The following is a 17742-nucleotide window of genomic DNA, read 5'->3' on the forward strand; positions in this document are numbered from 1 at the left end:
CGGCCTAGGATCGCCTCCCGAACCTCGCTCCAAGCCCGCCCGGTGGTCGCAAGACACGGTCTGCTTTGGGGAAAACCGTTGCAAGCGGCTATGCGCAGGCGTCTTTCGCGGCTAGGTTTATTCGCCTGCGCGAAGAAGGGGCTTGCGCGCTGCATCGCTGTGAGAGGCCCCCTTGTCGTTCGCCTTGGGAACAGTGGCTGCGTATGAAGCCTAAGAAGCGCCGACCGCTCGACTTTTCCACCCTGCCGGTGGAGACGCCCCGCGAGGATGCGGCGCCCCCCTCTGGTCTGCCCGAACTCGAACTGGATTCGCGCGTCCCGGAGCCGGATCCCGACGCGCCGGTCACCGAGCCCGACAACGATCTCGACATCGCCGACCTGCCGGAGGCCGGGTTCCTGGCCGCTCCGCCGCGCGGCGCGCGACCGCCGTCCTACCAGCGCCCCGAGCCGCAGCCCGAGGTCGAGCCGGCGCCCGAGCCCCTGACCTCGGCCATCGCGCCCGAAGCCGAACCCGAGATCCAGCCGGAGCCCGAGGCGTCGGTCGAGCCCTCGCCCGATCCGTTCGAGCCGGTGCTGCGCGAGGATCGCAGCACGGCCCGTCGCTCGTTCTTCCGCACGACGCCCAAGCCCGAGCCTCAGCCTGAACCCGAGCCCGTGGCCGAGGTCGCGCCCGAGCCGGAGCCCGAGCCGCTGCCCGAGTTCGCGCCCGAACCGCCGCGCAGCCGCTGGAAGGCCGAGCGCGAGCGCTCGCCGGCCGACGACCTGTCGCCGCTGCCGACCTTCCTGACCGCGCCCGCCGCCGCCCAGCCGCCCGCGCCGCGCGCCGAACCCGAACCGCCCGCCAAGCCCGAGCCTGCCAAGCAGTCGGTCGCGCACCAGACCGCGGCCCAGACTCCCGCCCAACCCGCCGGGCGTCCGATCCACGCCCTGGCGGAGACCACCGAGCGCAAGCCCATGCCGGGCGGCCTCTACTGGAGCCTGTCGGTCTGCGTCGCCGCCCTGTGGGCCGTGGCCCCGGTGATGTTCGCCCTCGGCTACGGACCGGCCATGCCGATGACGATCACCCTGGCGGTGTTCGCCGCCCTCGCCGCCGGCCCAGCCGCCTTCATCCTGCTGGCCGCCTACATGCTGCGCCAGGCCCTGGCCATGTCGGCCGAGCTGCGCCGCACGCGCCAGCTGACCGACCAACTGCTGACCCCGGCCACCCTGGCCGCCGCCGGCGCCACCGGCGTGGTCGACGCCCTCAGCGTCCAGATCGACGCGGCCACGGCCGCCGCCGACGCCGCCCGCGAGCGCATCGTCACCCTGCGCCAGGCCCTGGCCGAAGAAACCGCCCGCCTAGTCGAGGCCGCCGATTCGTCCAGCCGCATGGCCAGGCAACTGGCCGAGGGCTTGGGCCACGAGCGCAGCGCCATGCAGGCGCTGTCGAGCACGCTGGACGCCCAGTCGACCTCGGTGGTCGACGCCATCGGCAGCCAGGCTCGGATGGTTGCCGAGGCCTCGGATCTGGCCGAAACCCAGTTGCGCGAAGCCGAAGCGGCCCTGGCCGCCCGCGCCGCCGACCTGGCCGCCGCCGCCGCCGAAGCCTCGGACGCCGCCCGCGTCGGAGCCGAGGACCTGTCGCGCCAGATCGCCCGGCTGGAGACCGCCGGCCAAGGCGTCGGGGACCAGATCGGCAGCGTCGAGCGCAGCTTGGCCTCGCAGCGCGCCGCCCTGGTGGCCGCCGCCCAGGCCCTGCGTTCGGACCAGGAGGACTTCTCTTCCGAGACCGAGACCCGCACCGCCCAGCTCACCGAGTTCGTGGCCTATACCCGTGTCGGCGCTTCGGAGTTGGGCGACATCGCCGCCATGGGCGCCGAGGTGCTGCGCGGCCTGATCGTCTCGTCGGGCGACCAACTGCGCGAGATGGCCGAGGCCGCCCGCGCCGAGCGCGAGGCCCTGGCCGCCGAAACGCAACAAGCCCTGGCCCGCCTGGAAGCCGCCGCCGCCGATCGTCGCGGCGATCTCGAGGGCGAGCTGACCCGGGCCATGAACGCCATCACCGACGCCGCCCAGCGGGCCGGGGAGGGCGTCGAACTGCGCGTCGAGACCGCTCGCGGCCGCGTCGACCAGCTGAACGAGATCGCCTTCGCCGCCGGCCAGAAGGCCGACGCGGTGTTCGAATCGCGGATGGACGAGGCCCGCGACCTGATTGAGAACTCGGCCCAGGTGGTCGAGCAGGCCGGGGCCCGCACCGCCCAGAAGCTGGCCGAGAGCGTCGAGACCGCCCGTGTCTCCATCGCCGAGATGGAGCGCCTGCTGGCCGAAGCCGGCCAGCGCAGCGCCGCCATGCCGGGCGAGGCCCTGGCCCGCGCCGCCGAGGTGCGCGCCCAGATCGAGAAGGGCATCGATGATTTGCGCGCCGCCGCCCGCAAGACCGCCGAGGAGACGGCGGCCATCGACCAGGCCTTCCAGGAGCGCGTGCGTCGCAACTACGAGATGCTGGCCGAGGCGGTCAGCACGATGAACGCCGCGGCCGCCGCCGCGCCGCCGAGCTTCGCCGCCCCGCCGCAGAACCGGGGCGCGGCGGGCCTGGTGCGTCAGCCGCAACCCGCGCCGCAGCCGGCTCCCCAGCCCGCGCCGCAAGCTCCGCCGCCGCAGCAGCGCCAGGCCCCGCCGCCGGTGCAACCGCAGCCGCCGCGCGCCCAGACCCCGCCGCCCGCGCCCTACACGCCGCCCTATCCGGGGGAGGACTTCGCGCCGCTGGAGCCGCCGCCGCGCCAGCGCCTGAAGCTGACGCCCACGGCCACCGACGACGAGTTCCGCACCATGTTCGACGCGGCCGGCGGTCGCGGCCCCGCGCCGCCTCCGCCCGAGCCGGCCGACGACGAAGGCGGCTGGAGCTGGAAGAACCTGCTGAGCGACGCCCAGACCAGCTCGCCCGGCGACGCGGCGCTTGGGGAAAAGCTGGCCGGCGAGATCCTGGCCATGGGCATCGACCCGTCGGCCCTGCTGCCGCGCGGCCGCATCGACGAGATCGCCGCCGCCATCCAGACCCACGACGAGGGCGGGGCCCGCGAGGTGGTCAAGAAGCTGGCCCCGGCCGCCATTCGCCGCCTGGTCCGCCGGCTGTTCTCGGACGCGCCGCTGAAGGCCAACGCCGAACGCTTCGTGCGCCGCTACGCCGGCATGATCAACGAGGCCGCCCAGCAGGACCGCGAGGGCTTCCTGGTGGCCGCTCTGCTGGCCTCGGAAGCCGGCCGCGCCTATCTGCTGCTCGACGCGGCGGCCAGCGACCTGGCCTGATCTCGTGCTGAAGCGGGCCTTCGACGCGGTCGCCAGCGGCGCCGGCCTTCTCGTGCTGGCCCTGCCGTTGATGATCGTGGCGATCCTGGTGCGCGCCACCTCGCCCGGGCCGGCGCTCTACTGGTCGCAGCGGGTGGGGCGGGGCAACCGCCTGTTCCCGATGCCCAAGTTCCGCACCATGCGGATCGACACGCCCGAGGTCGCCACCCACCTGCTGGACGATCCCCGTCGCTGGCTGACGCCGGTGGGGCCGCTGCTGCGCAAGACCAGCCTCGACGAGCTGCCGCAGCTGTGGAGCGTGCTCGTGGGCCACATGAGCCTGGTCGGCCCGCGCCCGGCCCTGTTCAACCAGGACGACCTCGTCGCCGCCCGCACCGCCGCCGGCGTCGACGCCCTGCGCCCGGGGGTGACCGGCTGGGCCCAGATCAACGGCCGCGACGAGCTTTCCATCGAGGGCAAGGTGGCGCTGGACGCCGAGTACCTGGCCAAGGCCTCGTTCCTGTTCGACCTGAAGATCCTGATCGGCACCGTCGCGCCGGTGCTGCTGGGCAAGGGCGTGCGGGGCTAGGCTTAGCGGAACGGCGTCCGTGCACGGAGCGTTGGCTTGTGCCAACCGTTTCGGAGGACATACCGATGAAGCACATCGCACCGATCGCCCTTTCGCTCACCCTGATCGCCAGCGGGGCCATGGCCCAGGCCATCGCCCGCGACGAGGCCCTGGCCGCAAAGGGCGCCTTCACCGTCGGCCAGATCGAGGACGCCGACGTCATCGACTCGGCCAACAAGAAGGCCGGTGAGGTCGAGCATGTGATCCTCGACGCGGCCGGCAAGCCGACCGCCGTGATCATCGAGATCGACCGCGTGGGCCCCGACAAGAAGGTCTCGGTCGCCCTGGCCGACATCTCGGTGGCGCCCGAGGCGGGCGATCCGAACGACTACCTGGTGCGTACCAAGCTGACCAAGGACCAGTTGACAAACCTGCCGGAATGGAAGCCGTAGACTCTACCTCTTCCCGTCATTCCCGCCCCTGTGGCGGGAACCCCTCTGTCAGCTGCAGGTGCGGATGGGGCGGCGTGCTCAGCACGCCGCTTGCGTCACATGTCGGCGGAACCAAGGCTTCCCGCCACAGGGGCGGGAATGACGGGAGTTTTTAAGCGAGGGCGAGGGCGAGGGCGAGGGCGAAGGCGAAGGACTAGGCTGGCTTTAGCCCAGTTCCCCGTACGCCTTCTCCACCGCCGCCACGAAGCGCGCGTCCTCCGCCAAGTCGGCCGGGAACACCGCCTCGATCGCCAGAAGCGCAACGACGTCGCCCTTCGCGTCGCCCGGCAGGGCCTGGATCACGGCCAGCAGTTGCCCGGCCAGCGGGTCGGTGACGGCGACGCCCTCGGCGGCGCGGGCCTTGAGGAACTGGAACCAGGCGGCGATCGGCACGGCCAGGCGGTCGACCGGCCGGCCGGCCTCCAGCGCGTCCTTGACTGTGCCGAGAATGCGGAACGGCAGCTTCTGCGAGCCGTCCCAGGCGATCTGGCTCAGCAGGTGGCGGATCTCGGGATTGCGGAAGCGGTCGAGGATCGCCTCGGCATAGGCGGTCAGGTCCAGGCCGCGCGGCGCGGTCAGGGTCGGGATGATGTCCTGGACCATCAGGTCGCGGGCCAGGGCCTCCAGGGCCGGGTCGCCGACCGCCTGGAACACCGTCTCGTGGCCCTTCAGCAGGCCGGCATAGGCCAGGGTGGAGTGCACGCCGTTCAGCAGACGCAGCTTGGCCCGCTCGAAGCCGCGCACGTCGTCGGTCAGGGTGACGCCGACGCTGGCGAGGTCCGGAGCGCCGTCTCCAAGCACGTCCTCGACCACCCACTGGGTGAAGGCCTCGCGCTGGATCGGCCAGGCGTCGTGCAGGCCGGTGGCCGCCTCGACCCGGGTGCGCAGGGCGTCGTCGGTGGCGGGGGTGATGCTGTCGACCATCGTGCGCGGGAAGGCGGCCTCGGCCTCGATCCAGGCGGCCAGGGCCGGATCGACGGCCTGGGCGAAGGCGATGGTGGCGGCCTTCAGCCGCCAGCCGTTGTCGGCGAGGTTGTCGCAGGCCACCACGGCATAGGGCGGCAGGCCGGCGGCGAAGCGGCGGCGCAGACCCTCGACGATGTAGCCGACGGCGCTGACCGGCTGGCGGGGCGAGGCCAGGTCATGGACAATGTCCGGATGGCCCGTGTCGAGCTTGCCTTCGCCGGTCAGGGTGTAGCCCTTCTCGGTGACGGTCAGGGTGACGAGACGGGTCTGGGGCGACGCCAGGCGGGCGAAGACCGCTTCGGGGTCCTCGGGAGCGACCAAAACTTCGAGGATCGAGCCGATGACGCGGAAACTGGTCTCGCGGTCCAGCTGGGCCAGGGTGTAGAGGCCGTCCTGCGGCGCGAGGGCGTCGCGCACGCCGGGGCTTTTCAGCGACACCGCGCAGATCCCCCAGCGCGGATCGGTCTCCAGCAGTCGGTCGAAATAGAAGGCCTGGTGGGCGCGGTGGAAGGCGCCGGGGCCGAAGTGGACGACGCCGATCTGCACCTTGTCGCGATCATAGCCGGGCGCGGCCGTACCCGGCGCGGCGGCCGGGACGCTGGACGCGCGCAGGCGCAGGGACGAGGGGGCGGCGGTGTCGGTGGTCACGGAAGGCGCCTCGATAATGCTGCGGCGGATCTGCGGCCCGCCCGGACGCCTAGATGAGGCGCCAAGACACCGGTGGCAATGGCGCTTTGCATGGCACCTTGCCTTGATGCTTCCGTAGCGGCGGCGTCGCATGCGGAAACCGGCGCGGCGTTACAATTTTCACATAAAACCGAAGCGTGCATGACCATCCTGCGCCACCGTAGGGGAAGAGCATGCGTCTATTTCTGATTATGGCGGCCGCCTTGGCCGCGTGGAGCTGCGAGCGCGCGCCGAACGACGCGCCGGCCGCCCAGCGGGCGGTGGTCGCCCGGGCCTGCGTCGACGGCAAGCTGACCAGGTTCGGCCTCAAGTACGACCGCATCGGCTGCGCCTGCGCGGCCAACGTCCTGCAGGCCCAGCTGTCGCCCGCCGCCATGACCGCGCTTGAGAACTACGCCCGGGGCCGCCAGGACGGCTACGCCGGCGCCCTGCCGACCCTTCCCGCGGAAGAACGAGTTCTCTTCAACACGACCAGGATCCACGACGGGTCACCGCTGGCAAAGGTGGCCGCAGATTGCCGCTAGATTCTCGGCGAGTTCCTTCCTCAGGCCGCCGAGGTTCTGGCGCCGCCTTGGGCGAGCGAAGTTTCGGAACGTCGGCGCAGACGGTCGCGCAAATTCAGCAGGGGCTTTTCAAGAACAAACCAGCTGATGCTGGCCACGATGAAGGTGAGCGCCGTTTCGATTGCACCGGCCACAGGCCGTGGAAGATCAAACCCGTAGTCGGCCAGCTCAATCATCGGATGGAAAATGTAGACGCCGTAGCTGATCATTCCGAAGTAAGCCACGGGCGGCAGACTGAGGATCCGCACCAGAAGCGATTTCTGGTCGGCCACGATCCCTGGAAGCGCGAGGGCGATCAGGAGGCCGCTGCTCCAGAAGATGACCGTTCCGGTCAGGCTTCCCCTGCCCACCACATACGCCGCCACGGGCGCGATCAGGTAGAGCAGCAGCGCGAAAGGCGCCGCACGGGCGAGCAGCCGGTTCGGCTTGATCGCCACCGCCGCCCAACCTCCGAGCGCCATCAGGCCGAAATTGGTGAAAGATCCCACGTAGTTGGCGCGATTGGGAAAGCCCAGGGCGATGTGCGCGGAGCCGACTGTGACGGCCAGCACGATAACCGCCAGGCAGATCGTCTTGAAGTGACGGTGCGGCGTCAGCAGGAACACGGGCGCCGCCCACAGATAGAACTGCTCCTCGATCGCCACGCTCCAGAGGTGTCCGAAGTGATGCGGATAGGCCTTCCAGACATAAGCCTGAAACCAGTTGGAGGTGTAGGTCAGGGTCCCGACAAGTTCCGAGGGCGACATCTGACGCCAGGCGCCGACGAGACCCAGGATGATGCATGCCGTGACCACCAAGTAGTAGAGTGGCCAGATCCGGAACAAGCGGTTCTCGTAGAAGTGGCGGAATTCTCGTCGCCAGGAAGCTGCGCCGGTCTCCAGCGCCTGGCGACGGCCATGGAGAATGCCGATTATAAGGAAGCCGCTGAGCACGAAGAAAAGGTGCACGCCATAGCCGCCCAACCCCAGCTTGTCGCCTTGGCTGGTCTTGTGGGTGAGTATGACCAGCAACACCGCGATGGCGCGCAGTCCGTCAAAACCCAGGATGCGTGCCTTCATCGGTTGCTTTCAGTTAGAGAAGTTAGGACGTTGCGTGCGCTCAAAAGGGCGCGCCAGCCCCGGGGTTGCAAGGGCGCATCATTGTGGAGTTTTGCCGGACAATTATGTCGATTTCGGTGTGCGCTGCAACAAAACAGCGCGCCGCCTCTATTTTCGACTGGCCCCTGATGCCAATGCGATGCTCTGGCTACGACTACGGAGCGGTAGGGCGTCTGCGGAGACTCGAAGTTTGCTGAATCACTTGCCACATGTGGTCATCTACGCGCTTGCGCGGAATCCGACCTTCAACGCGGATCTCGATCGTTGGGCTGTAAGAGCCAAGATCGAACTGAAGACGCTTGGAGATCGCTTGCGGTTCTTCCTGCGGTCCATGCGTGAACCCGAATTTCGCAGCCTGTTCTACTACCGATTTCCCAAGGCCAAGCTCCTGCGCTTCCTGGCGCCGGGTTCGCCGGCTTTTTACTTCTACTGCGCGTCGACCGGGCCAGGCCTCTACATCCAACACGGATTTTCGACGATCGTAGTCGCGCGCCGGATCGGCGCAAACTTCCATGTCAACCAGATGGTCACCATCGGCGTGAACGGCACCGCCTACGGCCCGACCATAGGTGACAACGTCACTATCCGAGTTGGGGCCATCGTGGTGGGCGAGATCGAAATCGGCGACCATGCGACGATCGGCGCTGGGGCGGTGATAACCAAGGATGTACCGCCCAACTGCGTAGTGGTGGGCAATCCCGCCGTCATCATCAATCGGGACGGCGTGAAGGTGAACGAGCGTCTCTGACGCTCGCCGCCTATAGCGTCACGCCCGACTTCCAGATGGCGATTTCGCGCTCGCCGTTGCGCTCGGCCTTGGTCTCCTGGCCCGAGGCCGTGGCCACCACCAGGTCGAGCAGGGAGTCGGCCGCCTGGTCCATGGTCTGGCCGTCCAGCACGACACCGGCGTCGAAGTCGATCCACGATGGCTTGCGGGCGGCCAGGGCGCTGTTGGAGGCGATCTTCAAGGTCGGGGCGGGAAAGCCCAGGGGCGTGCCGCGGCCGGTGGTGAACAGGATCACCGTGGCGCCGGCCGCCGTCAGGGCGGTGGACGACACCGCGTCGTTACCGGGCGCCTCGAGCAGGGTCAGGCCGTGCGGGCCGACCCGCTGGCCGTAGCGCAGCACCGAGGCCAAGGGCGCGCGGCCGCCCTTCTGCACAGCGCCCAGGGATTTCTCCTCCAGGGTGGTGATGCCGCCGGCGATGTTGCCGGGCGAGGGGTTCTCGTAGATGGGTTGGTTGTTGTCGATGAAGTAGCGCTTGAAGTCGTCGATCACCGCGACGGCCTCGTCGAAGATCTCGCGGCTGGCCGCCCGCTGCAGCAGCACGTTCTCGGCCCCGAACACCTCGGGGATCTCGGTCAGCACCGGCGTGCCGCCGGCGGCCGCCACCTTGTCGGCGATGCGGCCGACCAGGGGATTGGCGGTGACGCCCGAGAAGCCGTCCGACCCGCCGCATTTGAGGCCGACCACCAGTTCGGAGATCGGAACGGGTTCGCGGCGGTCCTGCTCGGCGATGGCGACCAGGGCCTCAATGGCGTCCAGGCCCTCTTCGTACTCATCCTCGACGAACTGGGTGGTGAAGGAGCGCAGGCGCTCGGGATCCAGGTCCGGGGCGCTGTCGAGCAGGGCCTTGAGCTGATTGTTCTCGCAACCCAGGCCCAGGATCAGCACGCCGCCGGCGTTGGGATGGGCGGCCAGGCCCGCGATCAGCTGGCGGGTGTGGGACAGGTCGTCGCCCAGCTGCGAGCAGCCGAACGGGTGGGGGAAGGCGAAGACGCCGTCGACGCGGCCGGCGAAGCGGGCGTTAGCCTTCTCGGCGATGCGGCGGGCGGTGTTGGCCACGCAGCCGACGGTGCACAGCACCCAGATCTCGTTGCGGGTGCCGACTCGGCCGTTCTTGCGGCGATAGCCAAGGAAGTTGCGGTCGCCGACCACCTCGGTGTTGTCGGTCGCGGCCGGGGCGTAGGCGTAGCCTTCGACGCCCTTCAGCCGGGTCTCGACATTGTGGACGTGCACGTGGTCGCCGACGGCGATGTCGAGCGTCGCCCGGCCGATCGGCCAGCCGTACTTCAGGACGTCCTCGCCTTTAGCGGCGGCGCGGACGGCGATCTTGTGGCCCTTGGGGATGTCGCTCCGGACCCGGATCGGCACGCCGTGCAGGTCGATGCTCTCGCCGGCCGTCAGCGGGCGCAGGGCGGTGGCGACGTGGTCGCGCGGGTCGACGCCGTGGATCGATTCGCCGGGGAGGGAGGCTGTTTCGCTCATCTGGGTCTTTGTCTTTGCGACTTTTTGTGCTGCCATCCGGTCCTAAGGGAGTGGAAACCGGTGTCAAGAGCTTCGCCAGCGCGCTTTTTGCCGCTTGATTGGCGACGCTTCCGGCGCTGGAGTATGACAAAAAACGAAAACCACTGCATGGAAGCGCCGTGACCTCGTCAAAGACGCCCAACAAGTCCGCCGACGACACGGATGCGAACGCTGCTCTGGAAAGCGGTCGTCGCCGCGCCACCATCAACGACATCGCCCGCCTGGCCGGGGTCTCCAAGAAGACCGTCTCGCGGGTCATCAACCAGTCGCCGTTCGTGCGCGAGGAAACCCGCCAGCGGATCGAGGCGGTGATCGCCGAGTGGGGCTATGCCCCCGATCCCCAGGCCCGGGGCCTGGCCTTCCGCCGCTCGTTCCTGATCGGCATGATCTACGACAACCCCAACCCCCAGTACGTCGTCAACATGCAGCTGGGCCTGCTGGACGGCATGCGCGGTTCGGGCTTCGAGCTGGTGGTGCACCCCTGCGACCGCTCCAGCCCGACCTTCCTGCAGGACGTGCGGATGTTCATCGAGAGGCAGAAGCTGTTCGGGGTGATCCTGCCGCCGTCGGTGTCGGAAGACGAGCGCGTCGCCGACCTGCTGCGCGACATCGGCTGCGAATATATCCGCATCGCCTCGGTCCCGCTGGACGAGGAAGAGCACATGATCGTCGGCCACGACCGGCTGGGCGCCCAGGCCATGGGCGAGCACCTGGTCGGCCTGGGCCACCAGCGGATCGGCTTCATCACCGGCCTGCCTAGCTTCCGCTCGTCGCACGAGCGCAAGGGGGGCTTCGAGGACGCCCTGGCGGCGGCGGGGCTGAAGCTCGACGCCGACTATGTTGTGCAGGGCGCCTACACCTTCGAATCGGGCCTGGCAGCCGGCGAGGCGCTGCTGGCCAAGACGCCCCGGCCCACCGCCATCTTCGCCGGCAACGACGAAATGGCCGCCGGCGTGCTGCAGGCCGCCCGCCGCGCCGGCCTGACCGTGCCGGAAGACCTGACCGTGGTCGGCTTCGACGACTTCCAGATCGCCCAGGCCGTCTGGCCGCCGCTGACCACCGTGCACATCCCGACGCGCCAGGTCGGCCGCATGGCCACCGAGAAGCTGATCGCCCGTGAGGGCCACGAGCCCGGTGATCCAGCCAGCATCATCCCCCATCTTGTGGTGCGGGAGTCTTCCGCCGCTCCCAAACCTGTGTAGGGTGCGCGCCGCGCCCTGCACCTTGCACCAAGCTTTGACACCGGTTACCAAACGCCTCGAAGCGACCCTTTAGGGTTCGAGGCGAAGGGACGAGGAGACACGCCATGGCCCGGCCCCTGATCTTGCACGACGATCGCCTGTTCCCGGCCGATCCCACCGTCCGCGGAGTCGCCCGCGAGCTCTATGCGACCGTGGCCGGCCTGCCGATCATCAGCCCGCACGGCCACACCGATCCGGCCTGGTTCGCGACAAACGAGCCGTTCCGCGACGCCACCGACCTGCTGCTGGCGCCCGATCATTACGTCTTCCGCATGCTCTACAGCCAGGGCGTGGCGCTGGACGACCTGAAGGTGCCTCGCAAGTCGGGCGTGCCGGCCACCGACCCGCGCGCGGCCTGGAAGGTGTTCGCCAAGAACTTCCACCTGTTCCGCGGCACGCCGTCGTGGATCTGGCTGAACCACGTGTTCTCCAAGGTGTTCGGCTTCACCGAATTCCTCGGCGAGGACAACGCCGACGCCTATTTCGACGGCATCAACGAGGCCCTGGCGACCGACGCCTTCCGCCCGCGCGCCCTGTTCGACCGCTTCAACATCGAGACCTTGGCCACCACCGAGGGCCCGCACGATCCGCTGAAGCATCACAAGGCGATCCGTGAGAGCGGGTGGGGCGGCCACGTCATCACCGCTTATCGCCCCGACGCGGTCATCGACTTCGAGGACGAGCGCAGCCCGCGCGCCTTCGAACGCTTCGCCGAGATCTCCAGCCAGGACGTCTACAGCTGGAAGGGCTATCTGCAAGCCCACCGCATCCGCCGTCAGGCCTTCATCGAGGCCGGCGCCACCTCGTCCGACCACGGCCACCCGACCGCCGCCACGGCCGACCTGTCGGAAGCCGAGACGGAAAGCCTGTTCGCCGACCTGGTGAAGGGCAACGTCACGCCGGCCAAGGCCGAGCTGTTCCGCGCCCAGATGCTGACCGAGATGGCCAAGATGAGCCTCGAGGACGGCCTGGTGATGCAGATCCACCCGGGTTCGCACCGCAACCACAATCTCGGCCTGCTTGACAGCCACGGCCGCGACAAGGGCGCCGACATCCCGATGCGCACCGAATATGTCGATGCGCTGAAGCCCCTGCTGACGCGTCTGGGCAACGACCCGCGCCTGTCGATCATCCTGTTCACCCTGGACGAGACGACCTACAGCCGCGAACTGGCCCCGCTGGCCGGCCACTATCCGGTGCTGAAGCTGGGCCCGTCCTGGTGGTTCCACGACAGCCCGGAAGGCATGATGCGCTTCCGCGAGCAGGTCACCGAGACCGCCGGCTTCTACAACACCGTCGGCTTCAACGACGACACCCGCGCCTTCCTGTCGATCCCGGCCCGCCACGATGTCGCCAGACGCGTCGACAGCGCCTTCCTGGCGCGCATGGTGACCGAGCACCGCATGGATCTGGTGGAAGCTCAGGAGCTCATCGTAGACCTGACGTACAATCTGCCTAAGAAGGCCTACAAGCTCGACCAGCCGCGGCCCCTCCCGGCCCCGGCTCTCGCCGCCGAATAAGAACACCACTTCCGGAGTATTCTCGATGTTCGCCAAGACCTATCACGCCACCCATCCGGACATGATGTTCGCCGTCGGCAACGACGACCTGCGCGACCGCTACCTGATGCAGGACCTGTTCGTCGAAGGCGAGGTCGTCCTGACCTACAATCACGCCGAACGCTTCGTCGTCGGCGGCGTCGTGGCCGGCGCGGCCGTCAAGCTGCCCGACCAGACCGAACCGGCCTCGGCCGCCGGTCACCCCTTCCTGGAGCGCCGCGAGTTGGGCGTGATCAATGTCGGCGACACCACCGGCAAGATCACCGTCGACGGCGTGGTCTACGAGATCGTTCCGCGTGACGGCCTGTACGTCACCATGGGCGCCAAGGAAGTGATCTTCGAAGGCGTCGACGCTTCGGCCCCGGCCCGCTTCTACCTGGTCAGCCTGCCGGCCCACGCCGCGTTCGAGACCAAGAAGCTGGCCTTCGCCGACGCCATCCCGCTGGAGCGCGGCGCGCTGGAGACCTCCAACGAGCGCACCATCTACCAGTACATCGTGCCGACCACCTGCAAGTCGGCCCAGCTGCTGCTGGGCATGACCGTGCTGAAGCCGGGCAGCGTCTGGAACACCATGCCGCCCCACCTGCACGACCGCCGCTCGGAAGCCTATTTCTACTTCGGCCTCGGCGAGAACGACCGGGTGTTCCACTATATGGGCGAGCCGGATGAGATGCGTCACATCGTGATCGCCAACGAAGAGGCCGTCATGAGCCCGCCGTGGTCGATCCACATGGGCTCGGGCACCGCCAACTACACCTTCATCTGGGCGATGGGCGGCGAGAACCTCGACTATACCGACATGAACGTGCTGGACATCTGCCAGCTGAAGTAGGGCTCGCCCTTCTTCTTCATGCCCTCTAACTGACGTCATCGCCCGCTTCATGCGGGCGACCCAAGCCGAACCGGCCGATCGGTAAGGTCAGCTTGGGTCGCCCGGACAAGCCGGGCGATGACTTCTGGTGGGGATCGGGCGGGGCGGTCCCGCTGTTCCCGCCGAACCGATCTCGACGACTAAGGAACATCATATGGCCAATCCGTTCAGCCTCGAAGGCAAGGTCGCGCTCGTCACCGGCGCCAACACCGGCATCGGGCAGGGGATCGCCATCGCGCTCGCTCAGGCCGGCGCCGACATCGCCGCCGCGGGCCGCAGCGAACCGACCGAGACCAAGGCCGCCGTCGAGGCTCTGGGCCGCAAGTTCGTGTCGATCAAGGCCGACTTCTCGACCATCGAGCCCGTCCAGCGCGTGGTCGACGAGACCGTCGCCGCCCTCGGCAAGGTCGACATCCTGGTCAACAACGCCGGCATCATCCGCCGCGCCGACTCGATCGAATTCTCCGAAGCCGACTGGGACGCGGTGATCGACACCAACCTCAAGGTCGTGTTCTTCCTCACGCAAGCCTTCGCCAAGCAGGCGCTCGCTCAAGGGACCGGCGCCAAGGTGATCAACATCGCCTCGCTGCTGTCGTTCCAGGGCGGCATCCGCGTGCCGTCCTACACGGCCGCCAAGTCGGGCCTGGCCGGCCTGACCAAGATCCTGGCCAACGAGTGGGCGACCAAGGGCATCAACGTCAACGCCATCGCGCCGGGCTATTTCGATACCAACAACACCGAGGCCCTGCGCGCCGACGCCGACCGCAACGCCTCGATCCTGGCCCGCATCCCGGCCGGCCGCTGGGGTCGTCCGGAAGACCTGGGCGGCGCGGCCGTGTTCCTGGCCTCGCCGGCCGCCGACTACATCCAGGGCGTCACCCTGCCGGTCGACGGCGGCTGGCTGGCCCGCTAAGGCGGCCGGTCTCCAGCTCTATTTCTAATCCGACTGATCCCCGCGCAGGCGGGGATCCAAGCTGGCGTACCTACTGTGGCGCGGCCGCGGGTCCATCCGCGGACTCGGCTTGGATCCCCGCCTTCGCGGGGATGCTCGGTTTAGGGGAAAGCGCCGCGACGCGGATGCGTTCTTCGCGCACAAAAAGTGGATGGTAGCGCAACCATGTCGCCGCCCGGCTTCCCCCGGGCGGCGAAGGGCGCTAGACGCGCCTAGCGTCTGTCCGGGCCGGGTTGGACGCAAGAACCGTTAGATCAGTTCTAGTCCCGACGATCCGCCGTTCCTCCTCGCGGCGGTGATGGAGCATGCGCATGCGCGACTCGGCCCTCTCCCTCGGCTCAAGCCGCCCCACGAGCCGGAACGTCCGGCAGAACGCCAACCTGCTGGGCGAACTGCTGATCGAAGCCATCGCCTATCTGGAGGGCGACGAGGCCGGCGAGCTGGTGACCAAGGCCCGCAAGGCCGCGTCGCACGAGACCGCCGACGGCGAGGCGCCCGGCCTCGACCACCTGTTCGCCGACCTGTCCAACGACCAGGCGATCTTTCTGGCCCGCGCCTTCGCCAGTCACTCGCTGCTGGCCAATATCGGCGAGGATGTCGCCGGTCGCCGTCGTCACGCCGAGGCCGACGCCCAGCCGGGCGACGAGAGGGCCCGCACCCTGGTCGACGCCGTCGCGGCCCTGAAGGCCGAGGGCAAGACGGACGCGGACCTGGCCAGGATCTTCGCCGCCATGAATGTGGTGCCGGTGCTGACCGCCCACCCGACCGAAGTGCGCCGCCGCAGCATGGTCGATCGCGAGACCGAGATCTCACGCCTGATGAGCCTGCGCCGCCACCACCTGCCGGCCGACCTGGAAGCCGACATCCGCGAGCGCCTGTTCCGCGAGATCGCCCTGATGTGGCGCACGCGCTTGTACCGGCCCGAGCGGATCACCGTGAAGGACGAGATCCGCAACGCCCTGTCGATCGTCCGCACCTCGATCCTGCCGGCCCTGGTCGACCTGTACGAGGAATGGTCGGGCAAGATCGGCAGCCACGGCCATATCGCGCCGCTGCTGAAGATGGGCTCGTGGCTGGGCGGCGACCGCGACGGCCACCCCGGCGTCAACGGCGACACCCTGAAGCTGGCTTTGTCGTCGCAGTCGCGGGTGATCCTCGACTGGTACGCCGGCGAGGTGCGCAAGCTGTGGTCGAACCTGGCGGTCTCGACCGCCTACACGCCTGTGTCGCAGGAACTGCTGGCCCTGGCCGCCCAGGCCAAGGACCCGTCGGTGCACCGCCTGGACGAGCCCTATCGCCTGGCCCTGGAGCTGATCTTCGACCGCCTCACCGCCGTGTCGCAGAAGCTGACCAACCAGTGGGTCGCCTACGCCACCAGCCGCACCGACGTCGAGCCCTACGCCCATCCGGACGCCTTCGTCGCCGACCTGCAGATCGTCATCGACTCGCTGGAAGCCAGCGGCGGCGAGCGCCTGGTCGGTTCGGCCCTGCGCACCCTGGTGGCCGTGGCCAAGGCCTGCGGCTTCCACCTGATGAGCCTGGACCTGCGCCAGAACGCCGACGTCCACGAGCGCACCATCCACGAGCTGTATCAGCGCGCCGGCTCGGGCGTGCGCTATCTCGATCTCGACGAGGACGCCCGCTCCAAGCTGCTGATCGAGGAGCTGTCGCACCAGCGGCCCCTGGTCTCGCCGTTCACCGCCTATGGCGAGGAGACGACCAAGGAGCTGGCCACCATGGAAGCCGCGGCCCAGGCCGTGCGCGACTACGGCCACGCCTGCATCGGCGCCTACATCATTTCCAAGTCGGCGACCCTGTCGGATATTCTCGAGCCGCTGGTGCTGCTCAAGCAGGTCGGCCTGGTCTGGGGCGGCGCGGCGCCGCGCTCGTCGCTGAAGATCGCTCCGCTGTTCGAGACCATCGAAGACCTGGAGAACGGCCCGCGCGTGCTGCGCCAGTGGCTGGAGCTGCCGATCAGCCGCACCATCCTGGGCGACCGGCCGGTGCAGGAGATCATGCTCGGCTATTCCGACAGCAACAAGGACGGCGGCTATGTCGCGTCGCGTCGGGGCGTGGCGCGCGGCGCCTCGGCCCTGGCGTTCGAGGCCGACCGCATGGGCGTGGGCCTGCAGCTGTTCCACGGTCGCGGCGGCAGCGTCGGGCGGGGCGGGGGGCCGGCCGCCGAGGCCGTGCTGGCCCAGCCGGCCGGCACCGTCCAGGGCCGCATCCGCATGACCGAGCAGGGCGAGATGATCGCCCGCCGCTTTGGCGACCAGCCGACGGCCCGCCGCAACCTCGACGGCCTGGCCGCGGCGGTGGTGCAGTCGAGCCAGCGCCCGGTCAACCGCGCCGATCCCAAGGTCGAGGCGGCCATGACGGCCCTGGCCGAGGCTTCGTTCCACGGCTTCCGCGCCCTGGTCTATGACGATCCGGCCTTCGAGGACTTCTTCTGGTCGGCCACCCCGATCGGCGAGATCGTCGGCCTCAACATCGGCAGCCGTCCGGCGTCGCGCACCGCCAGCCGCAAGATCGAGGATCTCCGCGCCATTCCGTGGGTGTTTTCCTGGTCGCAGGCCCGCTTCATGCTGCCGGGCTGGTACGGCTTCGCCTCGGGCGTCGAGCGGGCGGGGTTGTCGACCGGACAGCTCCAGGACCTGGCTGGCGACTTCGACTTCTTCGCCTCGCTGCTGTCGAACATGGAGCTGGCTCTGGCCCAGAGCCACATGGGCATCGCCGCCCGCTACGTGGCCCTGTCGCCCGACCAGGCCAACGCCCAGCGGATCTTCGAGACCATCAAGCGCGAGCACGAGGCGGCGTCGACCATCGCCCTGGCGATCCGGGGCGGTGCGAGCCTGCTCGATAACCAGCCGGAGCTGGCGGAGTCGGTGGCCCTGGCCGGCCACTCGGTCGATCCGCTGAACCACCTGCAGCTGGAGCTGCTGGCCCGCCGTCGCGGCGGCGACCAGGCCGAGGAGGTCCGCCTGGCCATCCAGCTGACCGTGGCCGGCATCGCCGCCGGCCTGCGCAACACCGGCTGATCAGGGAAGGGCGCGCTGGCCAAATCGGCGCGCCCGTCAAAAATCCACAGACCGCCGAACCTGCGTTTTCTACAGGCTTGCTCAAATGCCGAAACTACGCTTATCTGTTCATGACACCGGTGACAACGCGAGCCGAGCTC

The 17742-nt window shown here is 68.9% G+C and carries 13 protein-coding genes; 10 read left to right on the forward strand and 3 right to left on the reverse strand.

Annotation, left to right across the window (positions count from 1 at the left end; translation table 11 throughout):
* Positions 1-203 precede the first annotated feature (203 nt).
* The 3 genes from I4Q42_RS02515 to I4Q42_RS02525 all read left to right on the forward strand — a co-directional run bounded on the left by I4Q42_RS02515 (position 204) and on the right by I4Q42_RS02525 (position 4283).
* Positions 204-3284, forward strand: a complete 3081-nt coding sequence (locus tag I4Q42_RS02515) for a polar localization protein TipN (RefSeq protein WP_198574479.1) — start codon at positions 204-206, stop codon at positions 3282-3284.
* Between the two features lie 7 nt (positions 3285-3291).
* Complete coding sequence (locus I4Q42_RS02520) at positions 3292-3852, forward strand: sugar transferase (protein WP_198574631.1); 561 nt, start codon at positions 3292-3294, stop codon at positions 3850-3852.
* A 65-nt stretch (positions 3853-3917) separates the two neighbouring features.
* On the forward strand, positions 3918-4283 hold the full coding sequence (locus I4Q42_RS02525; RefSeq protein WP_198574480.1) for a PRC-barrel domain-containing protein: 366 nt from the start codon (positions 3918-3920) through the stop codon (positions 4281-4283).
* A 204-nt stretch (positions 4284-4487) separates the two neighbouring features.
* On the opposite strand, the gene I4Q42_RS02530 is transcribed toward I4Q42_RS02525, so the two are convergent.
* Positions 4488-5936 carry a mannitol dehydrogenase family protein gene (locus tag I4Q42_RS02530; RefSeq protein ID WP_198574481.1) on the reverse strand — a complete coding sequence of 483 codons (1449 nt, stop codon included), beginning with the start codon at positions 5934-5936 and terminating at the stop codon, positions 4488-4490.
* Between the two features lie 212 nt (positions 5937-6148).
* On the opposite strand from I4Q42_RS02530, the gene I4Q42_RS02535 reads away from it, so the two are divergent.
* Entirely contained in the window at positions 6149-6499 is a 351-nt protein-coding gene (locus I4Q42_RS02535) for a hypothetical protein (protein ID WP_198574482.1), read from the forward strand.
* A gap of 20 nt (positions 6500-6519) precedes the next feature.
* On the opposite strand, the gene I4Q42_RS02540 is transcribed toward I4Q42_RS02535, so the two are convergent.
* On the reverse strand, positions 6520-7596 hold the full coding sequence (locus I4Q42_RS02540) for an acyltransferase family protein (RefSeq protein ID WP_198574483.1): 1077 nt from the start codon (positions 7594-7596) through the stop codon (positions 6520-6522).
* 229 nt (positions 7597-7825) lie between these two features.
* Here I4Q42_RS02540 and I4Q42_RS02545 point away from each other — a divergent pair, with 229 nt between their 5' ends.
* Complete coding sequence (locus I4Q42_RS02545; RefSeq protein ID WP_198574484.1) at positions 7826-8383, forward strand: serine O-acetyltransferase; 558 nt, start codon at positions 7826-7828, stop codon at positions 8381-8383.
* A 10-nt stretch (positions 8384-8393) separates the two neighbouring features.
* Here the strand turns inward: I4Q42_RS02545 and I4Q42_RS02550 are convergent, their stop codons facing one another.
* Positions 8394-9902: a UxaA family hydrolase gene (locus I4Q42_RS02550; protein ID WP_198574485.1), complete on the reverse strand. Its 1509-nt coding sequence runs from the start codon at positions 9900-9902 to the stop codon at positions 8394-8396.
* A 158-nt stretch (positions 9903-10060) separates the two neighbouring features.
* Between I4Q42_RS02550 and I4Q42_RS02555 the strand changes: the two genes are divergently transcribed.
* The 5 genes from I4Q42_RS02555 (at position 10061) to ppc (ending at position 17602) form a co-directional block, all read left to right on the forward strand.
* Entirely contained in the window at positions 10061-11143 is a 1083-nt protein-coding gene (locus I4Q42_RS02555) for a LacI family DNA-binding transcriptional regulator (RefSeq protein WP_198574486.1), read from the forward strand.
* A gap of 104 nt (positions 11144-11247) precedes the next feature.
* The gene (gene uxaC, locus I4Q42_RS02560; RefSeq protein ID WP_198574487.1) at positions 11248-12702 is read left to right on the forward strand and encodes a glucuronate isomerase; all 1455 of its coding nucleotides are present in this window, start codon (positions 11248-11250) and stop codon (positions 12700-12702) included.
* A 25-nt stretch (positions 12703-12727) separates the two neighbouring features.
* Positions 12728-13573, forward strand: a complete 846-nt coding sequence (kduI, locus tag I4Q42_RS02565) for a 5-dehydro-4-deoxy-D-glucuronate isomerase (protein ID WP_198574488.1) — start codon at positions 12728-12730, stop codon at positions 13571-13573.
* Positions 13574-13766: 193 nt separating this feature from the next.
* The gene (kduD, locus tag I4Q42_RS02570) at positions 13767-14525 is read left to right on the forward strand and encodes a 2-dehydro-3-deoxy-D-gluconate 5-dehydrogenase KduD (protein ID WP_198574489.1); all 759 of its coding nucleotides are present in this window, start codon (positions 13767-13769) and stop codon (positions 14523-14525) included.
* 350 nt (positions 14526-14875) lie between these two features.
* Positions 14876-17602, forward strand: coding sequence for a phosphoenolpyruvate carboxylase (gene ppc / locus I4Q42_RS02575; RefSeq protein WP_198574490.1), 2727 nt, complete (start codon positions 14876-14878; stop codon positions 17600-17602).
* Positions 17603-17742: the final 140 nt, after the last annotated feature.

This window comes from Caulobacter hibisci, assembly GCF_016135805.1.
Classification (GTDB): domain Bacteria; phylum Pseudomonadota; class Alphaproteobacteria; order Caulobacterales; family Caulobacteraceae; genus Caulobacter; species Caulobacter hibisci.

Bases quoted from the DNA above. Each gene is read 5' to 3' on its own strand.
- I4Q42_RS02515 (WP_198574479.1), top strand. From the start codon at position 204: ATGAAGCCTAAGAAGCGCCGACCGCTCGACTTTTCCACCCTGCCGGTG.
- I4Q42_RS02525 (WP_198574480.1), top strand. From the start codon at position 3,918: ATGAAGCACATCGCACCGATCGCCCTTTCGCTCACCCTGATCGCCAGC.
- I4Q42_RS02535 (WP_198574482.1), top strand. From the start codon at position 6,149: ATGCGTCTATTTCTGATTATGGCGGCCGCCTTGGCCGCGTGGAGCTGC.
- I4Q42_RS02540 (WP_198574483.1), bottom strand. From the start codon at position 7,596: ATGAAGGCACGCATCCTGGGTTTTGACGGACTGCGCGCCATCGCGGTG.
- I4Q42_RS02550 (WP_198574485.1), bottom strand. From the start codon at position 9,902: ATGAGCGAAACAGCCTCCCTCCCCGGCGAATCGATCCACGGCGTCGAC.
- uxaC (WP_198574487.1), top strand. From the start codon at position 11,248: ATGGCCCGGCCCCTGATCTTGCACGACGATCGCCTGTTCCCGGCCGAT.
- kduI (WP_198574488.1), top strand. From the start codon at position 12,728: ATGTTCGCCAAGACCTATCACGCCACCCATCCGGACATGATGTTCGCC.
- kduD (WP_198574489.1), top strand. From the start codon at position 13,767: ATGGCCAATCCGTTCAGCCTCGAAGGCAAGGTCGCGCTCGTCACCGGC.
- ppc (WP_198574490.1), top strand. From the start codon at position 14,876: ATGCGCGACTCGGCCCTCTCCCTCGGCTCAAGCCGCCCCACGAGCCGG.